Source organism: Prochlorococcus sp. MIT 0603 (genome assembly GCF_000760215.1).
GTDB lineage: Bacteria > Cyanobacteriota > Cyanobacteriia > PCC-6307 > Cyanobiaceae > Prochlorococcus_E.
In genome coordinates, this window is sequence record NZ_JNAW01000002.1 from 584,878 (window position 1) to 607,885 (window position 23,008).

General features: G+C 36.6%; 21 protein-coding genes. 9 read left to right on the plus strand and 12 right to left on the minus strand.

Annotated elements, in window-relative coordinates:
• Nucleotides 1–180 precede the first annotated feature (180 nt).
• Both EV07_RS04895 and EV07_RS04900 read left to right on the plus strand, forming a co-directional pair.
• Nucleotides 181–414 carry a hypothetical protein gene (locus tag EV07_RS04895; protein ID WP_152557847.1) on the plus strand — a complete coding sequence of 78 codons (234 nt, stop codon included), beginning with the start codon at nt 181–183 and terminating at the stop codon, nt 412–414.
• Between the two features lie 107 nt (nt 415–521).
• Nucleotides 522–1,589 carry a class I SAM-dependent methyltransferase gene (locus EV07_RS04900; RefSeq protein WP_036917839.1) on the plus strand — a complete coding sequence of 356 codons (1,068 nt, stop codon included), beginning with the start codon at nt 522–524 and terminating at the stop codon, nt 1,587–1,589.
• A 77-nt stretch (nt 1,590–1,666) separates the two neighbouring features.
• Here EV07_RS04900 and acs read toward each other — a convergent pair whose 3' ends face one another.
• Nucleotides 1,667–3,643, minus strand: coding sequence for an acetate--CoA ligase (gene acs / locus EV07_RS04905; protein WP_036917840.1), 1,977 nt, complete (start codon nt 3,641–3,643; stop codon nt 1,667–1,669).
• An 89-nt stretch (nt 3,644–3,732) separates the two neighbouring features.
• Between acs and EV07_RS04910 the strand changes: the two genes are divergently transcribed.
• On the plus strand, nt 3,733–4,410 hold the full coding sequence (locus EV07_RS04910) for an HAD family hydrolase (RefSeq protein WP_036917841.1): 678 nt from the start codon (nt 3,733–3,735) through the stop codon (nt 4,408–4,410).
• Here the strand turns inward: EV07_RS04910 and sds are convergent.
• From sds to EV07_RS04935, 5 genes are read right to left on the minus strand one after another with little or no spacing between them, the layout of a single operon-like run.
• Nucleotides 4,407–5,378 carry a solanesyl diphosphate synthase gene (gene sds / locus EV07_RS04915; RefSeq protein WP_036917843.1) on the minus strand — a complete coding sequence of 324 codons (972 nt, stop codon included), beginning with the start codon at nt 5,376–5,378 and terminating at the stop codon, nt 4,407–4,409. The two genes, EV07_RS04910 and sds, sit on opposite strands and share 4 nt — an antisense overlap.
• 21 nt (nt 5,379–5,399) lie before the next feature.
• Nucleotides 5,400–6,203, minus strand: a complete 804-nt coding sequence (murI, locus tag EV07_RS04920; RefSeq protein WP_036917845.1) for a glutamate racemase — start codon at nt 6,201–6,203, stop codon at nt 5,400–5,402.
• Nucleotides 6,200–7,297 (minus strand): N-acetylmuramoyl-L-alanine amidase, encoded by a 1,098-nt coding sequence (locus EV07_RS04925; RefSeq protein ID WP_152557549.1) that lies wholly within the window; start codon nt 7,295–7,297, stop codon nt 6,200–6,202. Before EV07_RS04925 ends, murI begins: the two co-directional genes overlap by 4 nt.
• A 5-nt stretch (nt 7,298–7,302) precedes the next feature.
• Nucleotides 7,303–8,124, minus strand: coding sequence for a carbon-nitrogen hydrolase family protein (locus tag EV07_RS04930; protein ID WP_036917848.1), 822 nt, complete (start codon nt 8,122–8,124; stop codon nt 7,303–7,305).
• Between the two features lie 30 nt (nt 8,125–8,154).
• The gene (locus EV07_RS04935; RefSeq protein ID WP_036917850.1) at nt 8,155–8,886 is read right to left on the minus strand and encodes a 2-phosphosulfolactate phosphatase family protein; all 732 of its coding nucleotides are present in this window, start codon (nt 8,884–8,886) and stop codon (nt 8,155–8,157) included.
• Between the two features lie 64 nt (nt 8,887–8,950).
• Between EV07_RS04935 and EV07_RS04940 the strand changes: the two genes are divergently transcribed.
• The 4 genes from EV07_RS04940 (at nt 8,951) to glmU (ending at nt 14,239) form a co-directional block, all read left to right on the plus strand.
• Nucleotides 8,951–10,513 carry a UbiD family decarboxylase gene (locus EV07_RS04940; RefSeq protein ID WP_036917851.1) on the plus strand — a complete coding sequence of 521 codons (1,563 nt, stop codon included), beginning with the start codon at nt 8,951–8,953 and terminating at the stop codon, nt 10,511–10,513.
• Nucleotides 10,514–10,589: 76 nt separating this feature from the next.
• Entirely contained in the window at nt 10,590–11,918 is a 1,329-nt protein-coding gene (gene aroA, locus EV07_RS04945) for a 3-phosphoshikimate 1-carboxyvinyltransferase (RefSeq protein WP_036917852.1), read from the plus strand.
• Entirely contained in the window at nt 11,899–12,840 is a 942-nt protein-coding gene (locus tag EV07_RS04950; protein ID WP_052043889.1) for an MnmC family methyltransferase, read from the plus strand. The genes aroA and EV07_RS04950 overlap by 20 nt, the downstream gene beginning before the upstream one ends.
• Before the next feature lie 37 nt (nt 12,841–12,877).
• Nucleotides 12,878–14,239, plus strand: a complete 1,362-nt coding sequence (gene glmU / locus EV07_RS04955; RefSeq protein ID WP_036917854.1) for a bifunctional UDP-N-acetylglucosamine diphosphorylase/glucosamine-1-phosphate N-acetyltransferase GlmU — start codon at nt 12,878–12,880, stop codon at nt 14,237–14,239.
• Here the strand turns inward: glmU and EV07_RS04960 are convergent.
• From EV07_RS04960 to menD, 4 genes are read right to left on the minus strand one after another with little or no spacing between them, the layout of a single operon-like run.
• Nucleotides 14,233–15,633: a UDP-N-acetylmuramoyl-tripeptide--D-alanyl-D-alanine ligase gene (locus tag EV07_RS04960; RefSeq protein WP_036917857.1), complete on the minus strand. Its 1,401-nt coding sequence runs from the start codon at nt 15,631–15,633 to the stop codon at nt 14,233–14,235. The two genes, glmU and EV07_RS04960, sit on opposite strands and share 7 nt — an antisense overlap.
• A 43-nt stretch (nt 15,634–15,676) precedes the next feature.
• Nucleotides 15,677–17,149, minus strand: a complete 1,473-nt coding sequence (gene glgA / locus EV07_RS04965) for a glycogen synthase GlgA (RefSeq protein WP_036918286.1) — start codon at nt 17,147–17,149, stop codon at nt 15,677–15,679.
• Nucleotides 17,150–17,198: 49 nt separating this feature from the next.
• Complete coding sequence (gene menB / locus EV07_RS04970; RefSeq protein WP_152557550.1) at nt 17,199–18,077, minus strand: 1,4-dihydroxy-2-naphthoyl-CoA synthase; 879 nt, start codon at nt 18,075–18,077, stop codon at nt 17,199–17,201.
• 46 nt (nt 18,078–18,123) lie between these two features.
• Nucleotides 18,124–19,944, minus strand: a complete 1,821-nt coding sequence (menD, locus tag EV07_RS04975; RefSeq protein ID WP_081936948.1) for a 2-succinyl-5-enolpyruvyl-6-hydroxy-3-cyclohexene-1-carboxylic-acid synthase — start codon at nt 19,942–19,944, stop codon at nt 18,124–18,126.
• 15 nt (nt 19,945–19,959) lie between these two features.
• Here menD and lepB point away from each other — a divergent pair, with 15 nt between their 5' ends.
• Together lepB and EV07_RS04985 are read left to right on the plus strand one after the other, a co-directional pair.
• Entirely contained in the window at nt 19,960–20,565 is a 606-nt protein-coding gene (gene lepB, locus EV07_RS04980) for a signal peptidase I (protein WP_036917862.1), read from the plus strand.
• A gap of 28 nt (nt 20,566–20,593) precedes the next feature.
• Nucleotides 20,594–20,947 carry a DUF760 domain-containing protein gene (locus EV07_RS04985; RefSeq protein ID WP_036917864.1) on the plus strand — a complete coding sequence of 118 codons (354 nt, stop codon included), beginning with the start codon at nt 20,594–20,596 and terminating at the stop codon, nt 20,945–20,947.
• Here EV07_RS04985 and EV07_RS04990 read toward each other — a convergent pair.
• Entirely contained in the window at nt 20,937–22,133 is a 1,197-nt protein-coding gene (locus EV07_RS04990) for a DUF4336 domain-containing protein (protein ID WP_052043891.1), read from the minus strand. The two genes, EV07_RS04985 and EV07_RS04990, sit on opposite strands and share 11 nt — an antisense overlap.
• Nucleotides 22,134–22,135: 2 nt before the next feature.
• Nucleotides 22,136–23,008, minus strand: coding sequence for a metal ABC transporter permease (locus tag EV07_RS04995; protein WP_036917866.1), 873 nt, complete (start codon nt 23,006–23,008; stop codon nt 22,136–22,138).

A 23,008-nucleotide genomic window follows, 5' to 3' on the forward strand; every position in this document is an offset into this window, starting at 1 on the left:
TTATACATTTTTTCAAATTAAACATTATAAAATAAGCAAGGTTATATACTATCTTGCTTATTTTCTAATATGAATATTATCAGCAATCTTAGATTTATAAAAAAAAAGGTATATAAATATAAAATTATACCTATTATATTTTCATTAATAATTATAGTCCTATCAATAAAGGGGAAAGACTTGCCAAAAGACTTTAACAAAACCTATATAAATAAATTCAATAAGATGATGGTTAATATTGAAAGTAAATTAAATAGAAATGATCTTTCTGGTGTTTGTTCAAAAGCTAAAGATATAGATAAATTCATTCAAAAGGATATCAATCAATTAAGAGAAGCTGAACCAAATTATTCATGGGATGACATACAAGCTCTAATGAAGGAAATTCCCAACCAATTATGTCCCGATCAATGAAAATATTGCTTGATATACAAAAATATAATTCTCTTAGCAACAGAAAATATTTAATTCTCTCAGTTGGCTTAAAAATCTGTTGAAATAGATAAAACTTGAAAAGGTTTATGGCTCAGCCAAGCCTAGCAAAAATTGCATATAAAACTCTTCAGCAAGGCAAAGGTCTTGTTGGGATAGTACATAAGGAGATAAGTACAAAGTTGATGGAGGTTATAGCACCTGAAGCCATTCCAGAAACATCCCCAATTTCTACGGACTTACTACTTAAATTAAGACAATCTATTAAAGAGCTAGAAGATATTGACTGGCTAGAAGCAGAAAAGGGCTTTTATCCTAAGAACCTTCTTTTTGAAGCCCCTTGGATAGAGTGGTTTGCAAAGTACCCACTAGTATGGTTAGACATGCCATCAACTTGGAACAGAAGAAAATCTAGAAAATTTCAAGACATACCAAAATCAATTAATAAAGATAAATACCCTGATTATTATTTACAGAATTTCCATCATCAAACTGATGGTTATCTTAGCGATCACTCAGCAAGTATTTATGATATTCAAGTGGAGATACTTTTTAATGGAACTGCTGATGCCATGAGAAGAAGAGTTATATCTCCTATAAAAGATTGCCTTCAAAATAGCTTTAAAGATACAAGTTCATCAGAAATAAAGATTCTTGATGTAGCAACTGGAACAGGAAGAACTCTTCAGCAACTTAGATCGGCCTTCCCTTATGCAGAGCTTACTGGCTTAGATTTATCTTCTTCATATCTTAAGCAAGCAAGTAAATATTTAAATAATAGCGGGAGTGAATTAGTTCAATTAATCAAAGGAAATGCAGAAAATATATCTCTAATAGGAGAATCATTTAACGCAATAACATGTGTTTTTCTTTTTCATGAATTACCAAAACAAGCTAGGCAGAATGTTATTTCAGAATGCTTTCGTCTTTTAAAACCAAATGGAAAGTTAGTTATTGCAGATTCAGTTCAAATACAAGACTCCCCTCAATTCACACAAGTCTTAGAAAATTTTCATCGAATATTCCACGAGCCTTATTATAAAGATTATATAAAAGACGACATCACTATAAGACTTACAAATTCCGGATTTGAATCTATAAAAACAAACTCATTTTTCATGACAAAAGTTTGGTCGGCCACTAAACCATCTACCTGAATTAAACACATAAGCAAAAGAATTATTTATCTAATTTAAAAGAATATGAGAAAAATTTAAAAGTCTATAAGCTCTTCCTATCTCCTTAATTCATCCAAAACATTTCTATCTTCCAAAGTACTTGTATCTCCTATGACCTCTTCACCAGCAGCTAAAGACCTAAGTAGTCTGCGCATGATTTTTCCACTTCTTGTTTTAGGCAATGCATCAGTAAATCGAATTTCATCTGGTCTTGCTATTGCTCCTATTTCTTCTGAGACATGATTCCTTAAATCCTGCATAAGAGTTTGATCTGATACTTTTCCACTTTCTAAAGTCACAAAAGCAACTACTGCTTCTCCTTTAATCTCATCTGGTCTCCCAACCACAGCAGCCTCTGCCACATAAGAATGACTTACTAAAGCAGATTCTATTTCCATAGTTCCAAGTCTATGGCCAGAGACATTAATCACATCATCAACCCTTCCCATGATCCAAAAATATCCATCTTCATCTTTGCGAGCTCCATCACCAGCAAAATAAACAAGTTTATTATCAATAGGTTCTAGATACTCCCAATAACTTTGCCTAAATCTTTGAGAATCTCCATGAATAGTCCTCATCATTCCTGGCCATGGCCGCTTTACCACTAAATATCCACCTTGATTTGCTTCAACTGACTGGCCATCTGCCGTAACAATATCTGCTTCAATTCCAGGCAAAGGAAGGGTAGCTGAACCTGGCTTTGTAGGTATTGCTCCAGGCAATGGACTGATTAACACACCACCTGTTTCTGTCTGCCACCAAGTATCAACAATAGGGCAATTACCACCACCTATTACTTGCCTATACCACATCCAAGCTTCTGGGTTGATAGGCTCACCAACTGTTCCCAGCAATCGTAAGCTTGTTAAATCATACTTTTCAGGAATTGATCTCCCTGATTTCATAAAAGCTCTTATTGCTGTAGGAGCCGTATAAAAAATATTAATTTTATGTCTTTGAATAACCTCCCAAAACGCTCCAGGATTCGACGGTCTTGGGACACCTTCATACATAACTGTTGTAGAGCCATTTGATAAAGGTCCGTAAACAATGTAACTATGACCTGTTATCCATCCAACATCAGCTGTACACCAATATATCTCTTCTTCACGTACATCAAATATCCATTTAAAAGTCAGGTGAGCCCACAAATTATATCCTGAGGTTGTGTGAACAACTCCTTTTGGTTTACCTGTTGATCCAGATGTATAAAGCACGAAAAGTCTATCTTCACTATTCATTTGCTCTGGCAAACATTCAACAGCTTGATGAGAAATCAGCTCATCCCACCAGTAATCTCGACCATTGATAAAAGTTACTTTTTGAGAAGTACGTTTAACGATCAAAACAGATTCAACACTGGGACAACTATTTCCATCTAAAGCAGAATCAACTGCATCTTTTAAAGAGATAATCTTGTCTTTACGAAAACCTCCATCAGCTGTAATTACCGCTTTCACTTGACCATCATTAAGTCTGTCACGCAAAGCTTCAGAGGAGAATCCACCAAAAACGACAGAATGTGGGGCTCCAATTCTTGCGCAAGCAAGCATTGCAATTGCAGCCTCAGGAATCATCGGCATATAAAGCGCAACTAAATCACCCTTGGATATCCCGATGCTTTTCAATGCATTTGCAGCCCGACATACTTCTTCAAAAAGTTCTTTATAACTAATTCTCCTGATTTCACCTGGCTCCCCTTCCCAAATTATCGCGATCTTTTCTCCCTTCCCGTTGTTAACGTGTCTGTCCAAACAGTTATAAGAAACATTCGTTTTACCTCCATCAAACCATTTAGCAAAAGGTGCATTAGACCAATCAAGGACAGAATCAAAAGGTTTAAACCAATGTAGCTCTTTTAAAGCGGCATCTCCCCAGAACTTATCAGGATCATTCTTAGCAGAATCAACCATGGCTTGATATTGATCGAAGCCTCTTATAGTGGATGCCTTAACAACTGAAGAGGGAGGCTCAAAAATCCTTTCTTCATGTAATACTGTGTCTATCTTTGATGATGAATCAGAACTCATAGAAAATAATTTTTTGTATTAGTCTAATTCAAGCCAATTATCTACAAAGTAGGTGAAATGCTTATTAAAAAGAAAAGCATGCATTCGCAATGATATTACCCAAAGCATTTTTATTTGATCTTGATGGAGTCCTTATAGATAGTGAGCCATTAAATAAATTAGCCTGGAAAAAATTAGCTAATCAATTTGGTTTAAATATAAGCGATAAGAAACTAAATAAATTACTTGGCAGAAGAAAGATCGAATGTGCAAAGATTCTACAGATATTGATAAAAGAACCTGTTAGTATAGATAAATTACTGAAATACCATAGAAAGATTCATACAGAAATACTTAAAGATGTTAAAGCAACCAAAGGAGCAGAACAAATAGTAAGATGGCGTTACAAAAATAACATTAAGACAGCTCTGATAACAAGTAGCACCGAGGAATCAGTTGCTTATAAAACAAGGAGATACGACTGGATAGATTTGATACAAACAAGAATATATGGTGACAATCCCAAACTTCAAAATAGCAAGCCAGAGCCAGATCCATATATATTGGGAGCAAAGTTATTAAATGAGAATCCAAACTCATGCTGGGCAATAGAAGACTCTGAAATAGGTGTTACATCTGCACTAAAAGCTGGTTGTGTAGTATGGTTGATAACAAATAAATATATAAGTATTGAAAATATAGCAATAAAATATCCAAAAAATAATTTACATATTGTGCAAAGCTTAATTGATGTACTAAATGAAGCCGAGATAGCTAGTAAATATTAATAAAGTCTTCTAAGAACATAGTCTGGTAGGGCCAATAAAGCATCTTTTGAAGGAGATTCAGGAATCCAACGAATAGAATCAGATGCATTCTTGGCAAATTCTTGAGCCAACTCTCTGGTACGACCAATTGAATTGGAATCTCTTACAAGTTCTAAGGCTGTATCGAGATCACCATCATATGAAAATTCTCTTTTAACTAATTCTGAAAGCAAAGGCTTTTCTTCAAGGGCGTAAATAGCTGGAGCTGTTAAATATCCACTAGCTAAATCATTGGCAGCTGGCTTGCCTAATTGAAGATCACTTGCTGTGAAATCAAGGATATCATCAACAACTTGAAAGGCAAGTCCTAACTGTTTGCCAAAATTATAGAGGCATTTTAATTCTTCATCAGAAGCATTACTTAAGACTCCAACAGCTTGTGCACTATTAGCGATCAAGGAAGCTGTCTTGCAATAACTCTTCTCTAAATAAGTTTCTAAAGTTTGATTTGAATCATATTTATAAAGACCCTGTTTAACCTCTCCTTCAGCTAGATCCATTATCACTCTACTTAAAAGCTTGACGACAACTAGATTATCTAAATTTGCCAAATGCCAACTAGCCTGGGCAAAGAGGAAATCTCCTGCCAAAACAGCAGTCTTATGATCAAAAAGACTATGTACTGTTTGAACCCCACGACGTGTTGCAGCCTCATCAACTACATCATCATGCACAAGAGATGCTGTATGGATCATCTCGGTTATTTCAGCTAGTCTTCGATGTTTTGGGGAGAGTTTCCCTTCTACTGATAATGCCTTAGATAAGAGCAGTACTATCCCAGGCCTTATACGTTTGCCTCCAGCAGTAAAGAGATGTTCGGCAGCTGCCTGCAATATAGGATGCCCTGCTCCAATCAAGACACGGAGATCTTTGAGGAGATACTCAAGATCCGTATCAACTGGCTGAAGCAAATCCGTTACCGTGGCCATAAAATCCTTGCTATAGAGATATTAGTAGACGCAGGACTTGGAATGAAGAGAAACTACCTCAACCTGAGGTTTAATTTCTAACATATGAGCGACCCGAGAAGTGAAATTCATAGGGTCAGAAGTAACACAGAATTGGATGTCAACACTGTTGTCTAATGAATCTAAGGCTATTTTAGAGAAATTGAAAAAGGGATCCATTTTTTTTGCTAATCCTGACGCTGGGTTTATTACGGAGATGTGAGAAGGGATCAATTTACGTATAACCGGTTTTATGAGAGGGTAATGACTACAGCCAAGGACAATTGCCTCTACATCTGCTTTCAAAAGTGGGGCTAAATGATCATAAACTTTCGTAGTAATCTCAGGGGAATTTAAATTACCTTTTTCAATGATAGGTACAAGGTCTGGGCAAGCTTCTTCGATAACATAAGTACTTGGACTAAAGCTATGGATCTCTTTTGTATAAGCCAATGAATCCACTGTTAAAGGTGTTGCCAAAATACCAACTTTAGACACTTTTAAGATTCCAGAAAGTGATCCTATTAGATCAAATACAGGAACATTTACATTTTGCTTAATGACATCTAGGGCCAGAGAATTAGTTGTATTACATGCAACAACCACAGCATTTACATCTTGGCAATGCAACCATTGAGATATTTTAAAAGCTATGTCACGAATTTCACTAGGGGTTTTAGACCCATAAGGAACTCTAGCGGTATCAGCTAAATAAATTGCATTAAAATTATTATGACGTTCCTTAATGCTCTGTAGTACAGATAAGCCACCAAGTCCACTATCAAAAAGAGCTAAGCGTAATTTCAATAGGACTCCTTTAGATAATTTAGAATTCCCTTTGAAATTGCAAAAGCAATTTTCTTTCTATAAGCTTTTTGCGAAAGCAGCTTTGCATCGAGCCTACCAGTAAGAAAACCAACTTCTATTAATGCAGCTGGCATATTTGTATTTCTAATAACAAAAAATCTACTCTGTCTAACCCCACGATCAGGGCTCCCACCAGGTACGTCAAGAAGGGCTTTTTGGATGTGTTCTGCTAATTTCCTGCCGTATATACCAGCAAAGAAATAACTTTCTATACCACTAACTTCTCTTTTAAAACCTCGAGTAGCATTGGCATGAATGCTTATGAACGCATCTGCGTTTGAGTTATTAGCAATTCGAACTCTTTTAGCTAAACCTAAGTCAACTTCTCTATACCTCGTCAACTGAACCTTAATACCTTTTTCTCCAAGAAAACTTGATACATATTTTGAGATCTCAAGAACAACATCGGTTTCTTTTAATCCATTAATGCCAACAGCTCCAGAATCAGGTCCACCATGACCAGGGTCAATAATTACATTAAACCTTCCTCTCTGGACACTTGGCAGAGAGGAAAGATCATATTGTTCAAATCTATCTGTTGAATTAATAGCAGGTGTTCTTAAATAATTAGAAGCCTTGTAAGGCTTTAACAAATTGCCTTCACCAATACTTGTGAAGCCAATGGGCTTAAGGCCCACTAAACGTAATTCCCATAAGTTAGGCGATGTTCCTAACAATCTAAGGTTAGATGGATTAAGCGATACTGATGGATTAAATTCAACAACTAGTCTTGTATTGCCTTTATATGGTTTACCAAGCCTTATTTCCTTAATTGGTCCATTTCCATTTAGTTTTCTAGGTTTAGCCAATTCGCCAGGAAAATCTATCCAAACCCTGTCGCCTTTATTCCCATATCCAGCCTGAAAGTAAGCATCTAAATGTATACCTGATGCCGTTCTTAACTTCAATATTCCATCTGAAGTTAATATCCATGCTGCGAGAGCACTGGCTGCATTAGCAGAGCCAACATTAAATAAAAATAAAAATGCGTATAAAACAAAACCAAACCTTAAGCCAGCTTTATTTGACCACATAAATTTCAGAATAATTCCTTCTTTCTATGTTTTAAAGAAGGCATTTGATTCCTAATGCTCTGAACTCTTGAAGTAACGATTGGCGCAATCGCTTCTCCTGGTTGCACGCCAGCGTCAGCCAACACAGTTCCCCAAGGATCGATGATCATGGCATGTCCATGGCTTTGCCTCCTACGATAATGAATTCCAGTCTGTGCAGGGGCGACAACATAAGCTGTATTTTCTATAGCTCTAGCCTGAAGCAAAACCTGCCAATGATCCTTACCTGTAAATGCCGTGAAAGCAGCAGGAATCATTAATAATTCAGCTCCTTGCTCAACTAAAAACCTATATAATTCAGGAAATCTAACATCGTAACAAATAGATAATCCAACTTTGCAGAATCCAGGTATATCTATTACTGAGGGCAATTTCTGGCCAGAAATAATTGTTTCAGATTCTCGGTATTTATTTCCATCTGGCAAATCAACATCAAAAAGATGGATCTTGTCGTATCTGCCAAGAAGCTGTCCATCTTTGTCAACAATTTCAGATCTATTTAGAGTCCTACTACCATCACCAGCAGGTACTGGGAAACCACCTCCCAATAAAACGACTTGATAGCGACGTGCCATGGTCACTAAAAACTTACTGCATTTTTGAGATAATGTTGAAGCAATATTCAGCCTTTCGTCATCCGGTCCTATAAAAGCAAAATTTTCTGGTAATCCAATAAGTTCAGCTCCTCTTCTACTGGCAATTTCTATTTGTTCTTCTGCTATGGAAAGATTCGCCTCAAAGTTAGAGGTACTTGTCAACTGAATTGCTGCCGCTAGAAAATCCGACAATGGCTTATACCAATTTAGTAATGAGATGAATCAAAGAGAGAAAAGGTTAGTTTTACCTCTTTGTATTGGAACAATATCTATAGTATCTAGTTCTGAACAACATAGGAAATCATCATCATGATTTCCAAGTCTCTCTAGTCTTTGACCATGAGTAGAGTTACGTAAACATTTTTGTATATTGTCGCGCCATTGAGACCATAGTGACATAGCCGCAATAAGTTCATCATTGATAATTTGACAGGATGTTGTATCAGAATCACATAAGAATGATGCTAGTGCTCCTGCTGCTAGTGAATCCTCTAAGGAATATGATCCTTCCCATCCACTTCCAAGAATTAATACATCCTCTGGATCATCTAATAATAATTTTTCGCCAACAGCTCTTCTATTTACTAAAGACATTGTATAAAGATTGAGTGAATGTTTAACTCGCTCTAAAGAACGAGTCCCATTGGTTGTGCTCATAAATAACCTTTTACCAGATACAACCTCTGTACTTACATCAACAGGGGAGTTCCCCAAATCAAACCCCTCAAGCTTCTTGCCTCCGCGCTCACCTAAAAGCAACCGTTTAGAGGATGGCCAAAATGAAGATTCTTTCCTAAGTTCAATTATGTCAGCAAAAGTTTGTACAGCCTCTGCTCCATTATTTAGCGCACAAGCAATTGTGGTTGTAGCTCTTAGAACATCTATAACAATAGAAGTTTTTGGCTTAGCATCAAATGGAACATTATCTGCAACATGAAAATAAGAAAGCCTCATGGTCCTAATCTATGAAAACCTCAGTAAGAGTAACTAAATCACTCAACATAATGCGAGGAAAATAATGAATTTCTTTCAAAAAGTTCCTTCATCAAAAGATATGAGGGATTTTCTAAGTCTCCTTGAAGAGAAAGGGCAACTTAAAAGAATTGATAAACCTATTGATCCTGACCTAGAACTAGCAGCAATAAGTGATCGTGTACTAAGCCAGGGGGGCCCCGCTTTATTGTTTGAAAATGTAATTGGGTCATCTATGCCAGTTGCTATAAATCTTCTGGGAACAATAGAAAGAGTTGCATGGAGCATGGGTCTAAATTCAATAGATGAACTTGAAATGCTTGGTGAAAAATTATCGACTCTTCAGCAACCGGAGCCTCCAAAAAACTTAAAAAAGACCATAAAATTTGGAGGGCTTTTATGGGACATCATTAGGGCTCAACCAGATTTAGATCTACTACCACCTTGCCGTCAAAACATATTAAAAGGAGAACAGGTAAATTTAAATAATCTTCCATTAATTAGACCCTGGCCAGAAGACGCAGGAAAAATAATAACGTTCGGTCTTGTCATAACAAAAGATCCAGAGACAAAAACCCCTAACGTTGGCGTGTATAGGCTTCAACAGCAGTCTTCAACTACAATGACTGTCCATTGGTTAAGCGTTAGAGGTGGTGCAAGACATTTAAGGAAAGCAGCTGCTTTAGGAAAGAAACTTGAAATAGCAATTGCAGTAGGCGTTCATCCAATACTATTAATGGCTGCTGCAACTCCTATACCCGTAGCTTTAAGTGAATGGCTTTTCGCTGGTTTATACGCAGGCGAGGGCGTTCGTTTATGTAAATGCAAAACATTAGATCTTGAAGTTCCTAGTCATAGTGAAATCATCCTAGAAGGAACGATTACACCGGGTGACGTTATGAATGATGGCCCATTTGGAGACCACATGGGATTTTATGGAGGAGTAGAGGCGTCTCCACTTATAAAATTCCATTGCATAACTCACAGGAATGATCCTATATACTTGACAACATTTAGTGGAAGACCACCAAAAGAAGAAGCAATGCTAGCAATAGCATTAAATAGGATATATACACCAATCCTACGTAGACAAATAACTGAGATAGTCGATTTTTTCCTTCCGATGGATGCACTTAGCTATAAACTAGCGATAATTTCAATTGAAAAGGCTTATCCAGGTCAGGCAAGAAAAGCTGCTATAGCATTCTGGAGCGCGTTGCCTCAGTTTACATATACCAAGTTTGTTGTTGTTGTCGATTCTACTATCAACGTAAGAGATCCAAGGCAGGTTGTCTGGGCAATTTCAAGTTTAGTTGATCCACAAAGAGACCTTTTGATAATGGAAAATACTCCTTTTGATAGTTTGGATTTTGCCTCTGAGAATATTGGCCTTGGAGGAAGACTAGCAATTGATGCTACGACTAAAATCGGTCCAGAAAGAAATCATCCATGGGGTAAAGCTCTTGTTCATGATGAACAGCTCTCTAAAAACATTGAAGATAAATGGGATGATCTAGGCCTGTCAAATACAAAATCTACTGATCCTGATCAAAGCTTATTTGGCTACGTAATTAATGAAGTTATCAAGTTAAATCAAATCACAAATTAATAACTGCACATAAATTAAGTTTATTTATAAACGGATAGGCTAATAAGATTTAAAGAATAAAAATAAACTCAGAACCTTGAGCCTAAATAAGTGCCAGTCTTCAATACGTGAAATTAAATCAGGAGGAAGCCTTATAGGCAAAGTAAAAGTTCCAGGTGACAAATCAATATCACATCGTTCTCTATTATTTGGTGCGATAGCCGAAGGGGAAACAACTATAGAGGGCTTATTACCAGCAGAAGATCCCATGAGCACTGCAAAATGCTTAACATCAATGGGGGTACAAATTAGTCCGATTAAAAAAGGGGAACTTGTAAGGGTTCAAGGAGTTGGCTTGGATGGATTGAAAGAGCCCATAGATGTTCTTAATTGCGGCAATTCTGGTACTACGATGAGATTGCTGCTGGGTTTAATTGTGGGGAAGAAAGGACGTCACTTTGTCCTAACTGGGGATAGTTCATTAAGTAAAAGACCCATGCAAAGAGTAGGCAATCCATTGAAAATGATGGGGGCCAATGTAAATGGGCGTTGCAACGGAAATTTTGCACCTATTTCTGTCATAGGCCAAGAACTGCATGGATCAGTAATAGGGACTCCTGTAGCAAGCGCGCAGATAAAATCTGCAATTCTTCTTGCAGCATTAACAGCAGAAGGTTCAACAACTGTAATTGAACCTTCCAATTCTAGAGATCACACAGAACGAATGCTTAAAGCCTTTGGAGCAAATATTGAAATAAGCGGCGAAAGAGGTCGGCACATAACACTCAAGCCTGGTGCAAAATTAACAGGTACTAATGTTGTTGTTCCAGGAGACATAAGCTCTGCAGCATTTTGGTTAATAGCAGGAGCTCTATTACCAGGGTCCGATATAACAATAGAAAACGTTGGCCTGAACCCAACAAGAACAGGAATAATTGAAATTCTCGAAAAGATGGAAGCAAATATCAAAATATTAAATAAGAAGGAGATAGCAGGCGAACCTGTTGGGGATATAAACATAGTACATTCATCAAAACTAAAGTCATTCAGTATTGACAATCAAATAATGCCTAGATTAATTGATGAAATACCAATATTTGCTGTTGCCGCATGTTTTTGCGATGGAGTAAGTCTAATTTCCGGCGCCAATGAATTACGAGTAAAAGAGACTGATCGACTAGCAGTTATGACACGGCAACTAAAGAAAATGGGTGCTAAAATTGAAGAACAACCAGATGGATTAAAAATATATGGTGTGGGCAAACTATATGGAGCAGAGTTAGATAGCGAAACTGACCATCGTGTAGCCATGAGTCTCGCCATAGCGTCCTTATTAGCCGATAACAAGTCAACTATATCAAGAAGTAATGCCGCTTCCGTTTCGTATCCAGATTTTTGGAAAGACCTTGAAAGACTTAGAAGTTAATTTAAGCCAAATACCTGACAGTTCAGATGATCTAACAATGCATCAGACTGAAGATGGAAGCATAAGCCTTAATAGCAAATTCTTTAATGAATCATTTCATAATTCGTCTGGTGCAATAATGGAGGCTAAAGAAAAGTTTTTAAACCCGTCAGAAATTGAGCTTCATGCAAGAGATACTATGGTATTTGCCTTGGATATTTGTGTAGGAATGGGCTACAACACAGCATTACTTATCGAGTCGATAATAGCCAATAAATTGTCTCTTAATTGGTGGGGACTAGAGATAGACAAGAGACCAATCAAAATTGCATTGAAAAATCCAACATTCACCAGCCAGTGGAATCATGAGATAATTAAGTGCTTACAAATGATTCTGAAAACCAACGCCTGGAACAACTCTTTTAGCAAAGGCAAGATGCTATGGGGAGATGCAAGAGTAAGGCTAAATGAAATCCCAGAAGAGATAAAATTTGATCTTATTTACCTAGATGCCTTTTCTCCACAACACTGTCCCGAACTTTGGTCTGAAGAATTTTTAGCCTCACTTTCAAAAAGGCTTTCAAAGAAAGGAAAATTAATTACATATTCTAGAGCAGCAGCAGTGAGATCAAGTTTAAGGAGAGCTGGCTTGGAAATTAAATCACTTATGCCAAAAAAAGAAGCCTATAATGAATGGAGTCGTGGAACAATAGGTATCAATACCAAAAACAATGAAATTCAAAAAGACAAAAAGGCTTTATGGCAATGCCTCAGCAAAATGGAGGAAGAACATTTGAAAACTCATGCAGCCGTTCCATACAGGGACCCAACTGGGCAGTCATCCTCAAATGAAATATTAACAAAAAGGATATATGAACAGAGTAATAGCAATCTCAAAAGCACTAGCTTATGGAGAAAAGAGTGGTTACGGACAAATAAATGAATAAAAGCAGTAGATTTAAATTAAATAAATATTTGACATGTTAGCAATTGCAATATTAGCGGCGGGGAAAGGGACAAGGATGCAAAGTGCCCTTCCCAAGGTTCTTCAAGAACTCTCAGGGATCACCTTGATAGAAAGAGTTATAAATAGCTGCAAAGACATTCAAGCAGACCGGTACATCATTGTTATAGGTCACGAAGCTAAAAGAGTAAGGGATAGTCTAAAGAACATAGAAGGTCTTGAATTTGTTCATCAAAGTCCTCAAAAAGGGACAGGCCATGCAGTACAACAACTAATACCTATGCTAGGAGACTTTAATGGAGATTTGTTAGTACTTAATGGAGACGTACCTTTGTTAAGACAAAATACACTTAAAGATCTAATACGCAATCATCAATCTTCCAATTCAAGTGTTTCATTATTATCGGCAAGGCTTTCTAATCCCCAAGGATATGGACGAGTCTTCACTACAAAAGATAATTTTGTACAAAAGATAATCGAAGATGCTGACTGCTCCGATGCAGAGAGAGAGAATAATCTAATAAATTCTGGAATCTATTGTTTTCGTTGGAATGATTTAAAAAATGTACTTAACAATCTCTCTTATAAAAACAGTCAAAAAGAACTTTATTTAACTGATTCAATAAAAATTCTTCCAAAAGCTATCCATGTTGAGCTTGAAGATACAAATGAAATAAGTGGAATAAATGATAAGCTGCAGCTAGCAGCTTGTGAATCAATTCATCAAGAACGTTTACGAAATATACTAATGAAAAATGGAGTTAAATTTATAAATCCAGAAAGTTCAACGGTTAGTGATAAATGTAAAATAGGCAAAGATGTCACAATTGAGCCTAATACTCATATACGTGGTAAAACAGTTATAGGAGACAATTCTCATTTAGGTCCTAACAGTTTCATAGAAGATTCAATAATCGGTAGAAATGTTACTGTATTTTATTCTGTACTAAAGCAATCACATATAGGAGATGATGTAGATATAGGACCATATTCTCATATAAGACCAGAAACAAATATAAAAAATAATTGTAAGATAGGGAACTTTGTTGAGTTAAAGAAAAGTAATTTAAATGAAAAAGCAAAAGTGAATCACTTGAGTTACATAGGTGATTCAGATATTGGAGATTCAGTAAATATTGCGGCAGGGACAATAACAGCTAATTATGATGGGACTCAAAAGCATAGAACAATAGTAGGGGCAAATAGTAAGACAGGTGCAAATACAGTTCTTGTAGCGCCTCTAGTAATTGGGGAAGGAGTTACTATTGGTGCAGGCTCAACAATAACTAAAGATGTGCCAGAGAATTCTCTTGCAATAGGTAGAGCAAAACAATTTATAAAAGCTAACTGGTTAAAGAAATCTCATGAAAGTCAATAATATTCCACTAAGAGTGGCAGCAATTTCTCTAAAGAAACTTTCCGACTAGCTTTAAGTAATAAATGATCCCCTGTTTTAAGCCATTTTTTTAAATACTTAAAAGCTTCCTCAGGTTTAGAAACAAGCTCTACGTATTGCAATGGTTTTGCAGCAAGATACATCTCCTTAGATTCAGGAGCTGTAGCACAAATAACGACTCCCTTTAATCCAATTCGAACAGCATGCTTTACTACTAATTTATGATAGTCAATACTATGATCACCCAATTCATACATTTTGCCTAATACGGCAAAATGACGACCTGGCTTAGTAACCAATAGATCTAAGGATGCTATAACAGATTCGGGAGATGCATTATAAGTCTGATCTAATACAGTGATTCCACCTATACGTAAAATTGTATTACGACCAGTAGGAAGCTCAACATTAAGTTTGTTTATCCTTTGAAAAGGTAGATTAAACTCTTTAACAACAGCCATTGCCAACATGAAATTCTGGGCATTATGAAAACCTTCTAAAGGAAGAATAAAATTATTATCATTACATGTCATACTCCAATTATCTACGTTCAATAAGCCTAAGTAATCAGCATTACTATCTTGATATTCATGCATAGATATATCAACTTCAGAAGAAGTTGATCTTGCTTGAACCCCTACCCGAATTATGCGCCCTTTCCATTTGGATTTAAGAACAACTTCAAGCAAATAGTCTCCTTCTGGAATAATAACAACGCCATTAGGGTTAAGGAATGAAGTGATTTCACACTTTGCTAATGCTATATTCTTACGACTACCCAAGAGTGCTATATGAGCAGTCCCAATATTGGTAATAATTGCAATGTCTGGTTGAGCACATTTAGATAATCTTTCTATTTGTCCACGACCGCGCATCCCCATTTCAACAATAATAGCCTTATCAGCCTTAGTTGCTTTAAGCAAAGTCATGGGGACCCCGAAATCATTATTATTATTTTCTGTTGTTGTAATAACACTTCCTAAAGAACGAAGAGCCGAATGAATCATTTCTCTAGTAGTCGTTTTACCTACTGAACCAGTAACTGCAACTACCGGAATACCTAAGGATTGTCGATGAAGTAAAGCTAATTCTTGAAAAGCTTGCAAAGTATCTTGAACTCTCCAATATAAAAAGCCATCAGGAATAGGGGAAGCGCAATCATTAGAAATAACTGTTGCTTGAGCTCCTTTCAAATAAGCCTCTTCTAGAAAAGCATGTCCATCAAAATTTGCTCCTAGCAATGGAACAAAGAAATTCCCTTTAGCCAATTTTCTTGTATCTGTAACTACTTTGCCTAAGGAATCATCAAGCGAAAAGGATTCATAATTATAAGGCTCACCCCAAATATCATTAAGCTGTCTTAGTGAGATCTCCATAAATGATTGAGAAGGGCATCCATTTAAAATGATTAAATAATAGTCATTTTAAATCACTTGTTTTTCCGGTTATTTTCAATGATGGGTCTGCCGCCTGACCTACTGAAAACTTTTCCACTTCATTAACATCTGGAGAAGGCTCTTTAAAACCACTAACTTCTTTATACATAATTTCATAATCATTTGCAGATTGATCCCAACTATAAGTTTGGGACATAGCGCGTTTCTGTAGCGAAACCCAACTATTCTTATGTCGAAACGCCTCCCAGGATCTAACTAAGGCAGTATAAAAATCTATTGGCTCAAACCTATCGAAACAAAAGCCTGTCCCTAACTCATTAATTGGATCGTGTGGGGTAACTGTGTCAACAAGGCCTCCAACATTCCTAACAATAGGTATAGACCCATAGCGCATGGCTAGTAACTGACTTATTCCACAAGGCTCAAACCGGCTAGGCATTAAGAATGCATCACTACCGGCATAAATAAGTCGGGAAAGAGAATCATCATAAGTTAGAAAAACCGCGAATCTTCCAGGATGTTCAATTGCAAGTTGCCAAAGTGCTGATTCTAAAACCTGGTCACCTGTTCCAAGAACAACGATTTGAGAATCGGTATAAGCCAATAATCTTCTTGATACTTGTAAAAGTAAGTCAACTCCTTTTTGATCAACCAATCGCCCAACCATACCAAGTAAATATTTGTCAGGATTTATTTCAAGCCCCATTTGTGACTGAAGAACCTCCTTGTTTTTGAAACGACCAGCAAGATCATTTGAAGAAAAATTGGCAGGTATTGAAGAATCCGTAAGTGGATCCCACTCTTCTAAATCAATCCCATTAAGGATGCCACGTAATTTACTGGAAATATAATTTAATAAGCCATCTAAGTGTTCTCCATATTCAGACGTGCGAATTTCTTTAGCATAAGTAGGTGATACTGCATTTACTCTATCCGCATAGAGCATTGCAGCAGCCATAGTGTGATCGCCACTCATATACCACGGGCACCATGTCATGCGATCTAGCTTCCATCGCCAAGGCCCTTGATATTTAAGATTATGAATAGTAAAAACGGTACTAATATCAGGGTCTTGATGCATCCATACAGGAATCATTCCTGTATGCCAATCATGGCAATGGAGAACCTGAGGTTTCCATGAGTTCCATGCGAATTCTGCTGTTGCACTAGCAAAAAATGTAAACCGCCAATCCTCATCCTCACCACCATAAATTCGTTCAGGATCAAAAGCAGGGTGACCTACTAAATACAAAATAAGGCCATTAACAGGATGCTTAGTCTGATAAACAGAAAAATCAGATCCCATTGTTTGGGATCTAAAAACAGGTTCCTCTGGAACATCAAGTAAAGTCCAAAGCTTGCTGTATCCGGGAATTATTAAGCGAACATCGTGGCCAAGCTTTGCAATTGCTGGGGGCAAAGAGCCAACAACATCGCCCATTCCGCCGACCTTTATCATCGGTGCGCATTCAGCAGCTGCAAAAAGAACGCGCATTCCAGTCATTGTATAGAGCAATATTTAGTCTTTAACTGATATTAAATGGTCATGGCAACCAATCAAATTTAGAAAAGTCAGGCCTTCTTTTTTGTAAGAAAGCATTTTTACCCTCCTGAGACTCTTCTGTCATATAAAAAAGGTGTGTAGCTTGACCAGCCAGCTCTTGTATTCCAGCAAGGCCATCTGTCTCTGCATTAAAGGAAGCTTTTAAGCAACGTATGGCGGTTGGACTATTCTGAAGTATTTCTTTAGCCCATTTAACACCTTCGTTCTCTAATGTCTCAACTGATGTTACAGCGTTAATTAGGCCCATCTTCAAGGCATCGTCAGCGCCATATTGCCTACACAAAAACCATATTTCACGAGCTTTCCTTTGTCCTACTACCCTAGTGAGGTAACCTGCTCCAAAACCTGCATCGAAACTACCTACTTTTGGTCCAGTTTGTCCAAATATTGCATTATCTGCTGCCAAGCTTAGATCACAAATAAGTTGTAAAATCTGTCCTCCACCAATTGCATAACCAGCCACGAGAGCAATAACGACCTTTGGAAGACTTCTTATGATTCTCTGTAACTCAAGTACATTTAATTGAGGTAGACCATCATCGTCTATATAACCACCATCACCTCTAACTTTTTGGTCACCACCTGCACAAAAGGCATAACCGCCATCTTTAGCCGGTGAAACACCAGTAAATAAAACTACGCCAATATTTTTATTATCTCGTATTTTTCTGAATGCATCGCATAGTTCCCTAATGGTTAGTGGTCTAAAAGCATTTCTTCTCTGAGGTCGATTAATGGCAACTCTTGCTATACCCTCCTGACTTATATCGAGAAAAATATCTTGATAATCACCCCAATTTTCCCAAGAACATGAAATCAGCCCTGGCAAAACTCTTCTTGCTGGAATTGAAGAATTCAATTTATTAGAAGTTGATTGATTGATTAAATATTTTAATAATATAAAACTAAATTATAAGTTTATTCAACTCTTTAGTAATATTTTTTCTAAGTAAATTATCCGCTCGAGAATCTGTGGCTATATGAATTAAGACTGGTCCACGATGTTTCATACACCAATCAAATGTCAATGAGAAATCTTCAAAACTTAAGAGATGCTTGTATGGAATAGAATAAGCCTTTGCTAAAGATGATAGTTGTACTGATTGAGGCATGATAAATAGCTTATCAACATTACCTTTGGTTGGCTTATCTAGGTTTAATTGGTTAAAGATACCACCTCCTTTATTATCAATTAAAAATATTATCAATGGATGGTCTCTTGGCTGCTTCAACAAAAAAGCATTGCTATCGTGAAAAAATGAAAGGTCACCACATATTAAAACCAATGGGCCAATGGCAAGAGAAAGGCCTATTGCCATAGAAATATTTCCATCAATACCAGAAGTTCCTCTATAACTAAAGCATCTTCTTGCAAATGATGAAGAGCCTGAAAAAGTAAAGAAGTCTCTTATAGGTGAACTTGCTGAAAGCATTATTGGCATTTTAGCTGGTAAAATATTAGAAATATTATGTGCTATCTTAGGCTCATTAATAATACCATTACTTGAGAGTTTCTTATCAAGATATGAGTGGATTTGATTATTTTTAGCCATTAAGGAATTTAATAATTCTAGATTTTTTATTGAAGAATGATTTTGCAGATTTACATGTTTAGAAATAAATACTTTCAGCCAGGAATCGAAGCCAAGTGAATATTGTTTTGCCATATGAAGAGGGTCAAGAGGTCGCTTTTCGCCTTCTGTTATTAATATGTGATTCTTGTTAGACAAACTCTTGATAAATCCCTCAAGATTCCTACTAGCAGTCAAAGGACCTAATCTAAGTATTTGTAAATCTTGATCAGAATTAATATTGTTAGTTGCTATTAATAATTCCCAATAATGAATTAATCCAGGCTGATCTTTCATCAAGCCAGAAAGAGGATCTGCAAAAATTGGCCATCCAGTCAAAGCTTGAAAAACCTTAACAGAATTTCTAAAAGCTCCTATATTTTCTGGTTTCCCTCTCCATGGTCCGACTAAAATAATACCAAAGAGCAATGGGTCTAAATCTTGGAAAGGCTCAGATGTTCTCTCCAAAGGATTATGAATTAAATCAGGCTTATTATCATTATCAAAAGAATCTAACTCCCATCCCAACCATGCTTTTTTTTGTTCAGTAGTAGAAGGATGCAATGGTTCTTCTATAGGCAAATTTAAATGAACTGGTCCCGGGAAAGCATGTGCTTCATTCCAAACATTGTTTACGAGCGATATTAATGATCTATTAGTAAGGGTATGTATTCCCTTAGAAGGGGCTTTGATTACAGAACGGCAAACTGACGTTAGGAATTGTTCTTGATTAACCGATTGATTGGCTCCACAATTTTTCAGTCTTTCTGGTCTATCAGCTGTAATAAAGATTAGTGGAACACATGATTTATCTGCCTCTACTGCAGCTGGCAAAAGATTACTAACAGCAGTACCAGAAGTGGTTATTACAGCTGTAGCTTTGCCTGTTGCAGTACTTATTCCTAAAGCCATAAAAGCAGCAGACCTTTCATCAATTGCTGTATAAAGGTTGAACTGTAAATCTTCAGCCATTCCACCCAAAGCCAAAGCCAAAGGTGCCGACCTACTACCAGGGCAAAGGACTACATCTAAGAGTCCTTTATTGTATAAAGCTCTTAAAAGCTTTATAGAAATAAAAAAATTAATAAGTGATAATGACAGAGAAAGAAAAGTAACTAACGTAATCTTCTCAAAAAGAAGAATCTTTTGGGGAATTCAGTACTTTATTAAATGACAGATTCAGGAGCAAACAAATTAAATACCAAGAATTCTGGATGGATAAACCTAATCCTATGGATACTTCTTGCACTATTTCTTAGATGGTTAATCCTAGAGCCACGTTGGATACCCTCTGGCTCTATGCTCCCAACATTTCAAATTAAAGACAGAATACTTATAGAAAAAGTAAGTCCAAAAATCAATAAAATCTTTCACAAAAGCCCTGTAAGGAACAAGATAGTGATCTTCAATCCACCTAAAGCTATTACTGATCAAGGATATACAAGCAATCGAGCCTTAATAAAAAGAGTAGTTGGTATACCTGGAGATAAAATTGAAATTCATAATGGAAAGCTAGTCAGAAACGGAAAAGTTATAGAAGAGCCTTGGGTTATAGAAACAATCAGATATGAAATGGAAGAAATTGTAGTTCCGTCAGATTCTCTCTGGGTATTAGGGGACAACAGAAACAACAGTTTAGATTCTCATATTTGGGGACCGCTATCAGTAAAAAACATTATTGGCACAGCGGTTTTTAGATATTGGCCATTTAAAAGCATAGGTCGTATACGGTTCCCCGCCAAAGAAGTATTATCTTCTTTGCACATATTGCGATAAGGTCTATGTATATATAGAGCTCATTTGGATGTTTAACCCAGAGTTTCTTGCTACAGATAACAATGATGGCAACAGCAATGGTAATGACCTAATTCAATATCTACAGGAACAATCCCCTGATGTTCTTCAAAGAGTTGCCAAGTCTGCTAGCACTGATATTCAAGATATTATTCGACACAACGTACAAGGACTATTAGGGATGCTTCCTGGAGAACAGTTTGAAGTAAAAGTAACATCCTCAAGAGATAATTTTGCTAATCTCCTGGCTTCTGCAATGATGACAGGCTACTTTCTAAGACAAATGGAGCAAAGGAAAGAACTTGAAGAGTCACTCTTAACAGATGAAGAGATGTCCATCGATCCAGATGATCTTAATCTCTAAATTTCTTCAAAGGGTCCTTAGGAATTATTCCTTTATTGAATAGGGTTTCATCTACAAAACTAAGAAAAGACCAGTTCTTATTAGAAGGTGACCACTTAGTAAAATTAATGCTTGACCTTAAAGTGACACATTCTGCTTTTGTGAACTTTATTGGAGCTGAGTAATGTGCAGGGATGAGACTCTTCATACCTTCTAGTTCTTTCAATTCATCTAACCATCTAAGAATCTCAATTTTGGCTCTTGGGAATACTAATCTTTGTAAAACCGGTGCCACCTGCAAAAGGGGTTTGTTTATTCCAATAATCTCACGCGCAGATGATTCCCAGTCTTTATGCCAGAGAAAAGGGTAAATCCCAAAATGAGACTTCCAATTACGAAGTCCAGGTTTAAATGCATTCTTAAAGATAGTCAAAAGTGGAGGGATTTTTAATTGATACGGTTTTAAATATGACGCAAATAAAACCAATCTGAACCATCCTTTCCTTCTTAATTCTGGTGAATCATTGAGAGGTTCATAGCCATTATCTCTTGCATGAAATAAAAGAGCAGTTGGATCTAAATCAAATAGCTGAGGCGGTTCTGATTCAACACCAATTAAGGCATCAGTAACTATCAAAGATTGGGATTGTTTGTGATAGCAGGAAACTTCTTGAAATCGACCAAGACCAATATCAATAGGTCCTAAAGAAATCCACTGACAAGCCTCCTTATGAGGCAAGCCATCAGCAAACATAATTCTAGTTCTACTCTTAGGAAAACCTAACCAAGATAAAGGCAAAGAGAAAGGATAACTCCACTGACCAGGGCAAACCCAAAGAATTGCTTTGGAAAATATACGAGAAATCGCTGGCATTGAAATTTTGTGCTCTAATCCTGAGGCTGTAGGAAGAACAATTGAACGAATAGGTCCATATTTATTCTCTAAAATCCTTAATTGTTTAATTAAATCTATTGTCGGTGGCAAAGGGTTGATCAACATCAATCCTTTTGGGACTTTTACAACAGTCATTCTTATAGGTACTGCGACATAATAGAGACCTTGAAGTTGTTCAAAACTCCATACCAAGTCGGGTACCAATTCAGTAAAAACAGTGTTACGAGAACCGTAAGGATAAAGGGGGAATAAAGGCCACCAAAACCAGTTGTTATTCTCTCCTAAATTGTACTTAATTAGATTGGATGCCATATTTATTCTTTAGTAGTAGAGTTATTAATTTTCAAGATTCCATATCTTGGGGCAAAAAGAAAAGCAATTAAGAAGATTGTCGTTTGGACTAGAACAATAGATCCACCTGTCTCAATATCTGACCAATAACTGATATAAACACCTAAAATACTGGAAATCACACTACTTATAACTGCCAATATAGTCATTTTATCAAACCTATCAGTAAGTAAATAAGCTGTTGCGCCAGGTGTTATTAACATTGCTATGACTAAAATTATGCCAACAGTTTGCAATCCTGCCACTGCAGCTAATGACAATACTGATAACAATAAGTAATGTAATAAACCTGTATTTATCCCTATAGATCTTGCATGAGTAGGGTCAAAACAATACAGCATCAAATCTCTTCTAAATACAACTAATAGAAAAACAACAATAAGACAAATAAATAATGTTTGTCTTACATCAGAATCTGATATTCCTAATGGACTCCCAAAAAGTATATGCATTAAATCAATATTACTTTTAATCTTTGAAACTAATACTAAGCCTAGGGCAAAGAAACCAGTAAAAACTAATCCTATAACTGTATCTTCCTTAACTCTAGATTTCTGTTTAACGAAACCAATTAAAGCGACTGATCCAACACCAAAGACAAAAGCTCCTAAAGAGAAAGGCAAGCCTAAAGCATAAGCAACAACAACTCCAGGCATTACTGCATGAGAGACAGCATCTCCCATCAATGCCCAACCCTTAAGAGTCATATAACAAGAAAGCAAGCCACAAACACCTCCAACAACTGCACTAATAAGCAAAGCTCTTCTCATAAACTCATGAGCAAGAGGATCTATTAATAACGAATACGGAATTAAAGAGATAAAGGAATCATGCAT

What these genes read in the sequence shown, in the direction of transcription:
- EV07_RS04900 (WP_036917839.1), top strand. Translation starts at nt 522, where the DNA reads ATGGCTCAGCCAAGCCTAGCAAAAATTGCATATAAAACTCTTCAGCAA.
- acs (WP_036917840.1), bottom strand. Translation starts at nt 3,643, where the DNA reads ATGAGTTCTGATTCATCATCAAAGATAGACACAGTATTACATGAAGAA.
- EV07_RS04910 (WP_036917841.1), top strand. Translation starts at nt 3,733, where the DNA reads ATGATATTACCCAAAGCATTTTTATTTGATCTTGATGGAGTCCTTATA.
- sds (WP_036917843.1), bottom strand. Translation starts at nt 5,378, where the DNA reads ATGGCCACGGTAACGGATTTGCTTCAGCCAGTTGATACGGATCTTGAG.
- EV07_RS04925 (WP_152557549.1), bottom strand. Translation starts at nt 7,297, where the DNA reads ATGTGGTCAAATAAAGCTGGCTTAAGGTTTGGTTTTGTTTTATACGCA.
- EV07_RS04935 (WP_036917850.1), bottom strand. Translation starts at nt 8,886, where the DNA reads ATGAGGCTTTCTTATTTTCATGTTGCAGATAATGTTCCATTTGATGCT.
- EV07_RS04940 (WP_036917851.1), top strand. Translation starts at nt 8,951, where the DNA reads ATGAATTTCTTTCAAAAAGTTCCTTCATCAAAAGATATGAGGGATTTT.
- glmU (WP_036917854.1), top strand. Translation starts at nt 12,878, where the DNA reads ATGTTAGCAATTGCAATATTAGCGGCGGGGAAAGGGACAAGGATGCAA.
- EV07_RS04960 (WP_036917857.1), bottom strand. Translation starts at nt 15,633, where the DNA reads ATGGAGATCTCACTAAGACAGCTTAATGATATTTGGGGTGAGCCTTAT.
- glgA (WP_036918286.1), bottom strand. Translation starts at nt 17,149, where the DNA reads ATGCGCGTTCTTTTTGCAGCTGCTGAATGCGCACCGATGATAAAGGTC.
- lepB (WP_036917862.1), top strand. Translation starts at nt 19,960, where the DNA reads ATGACAGATTCAGGAGCAAACAAATTAAATACCAAGAATTCTGGATGG.
- EV07_RS04985 (WP_036917864.1), top strand. Translation starts at nt 20,594, where the DNA reads ATGTTTAACCCAGAGTTTCTTGCTACAGATAACAATGATGGCAACAGC.
- EV07_RS04990 (WP_052043891.1), bottom strand. Translation starts at nt 22,133, where the DNA reads ATGGCATCCAATCTAATTAAGTACAATTTAGGAGAGAATAACAACTGG.
- EV07_RS04995 (WP_036917866.1), bottom strand. Translation starts at nt 23,008, where the DNA reads ATGCATGATTCCTTTATCTCTTTAATTCCGTATTCGTTATTAATAGAT.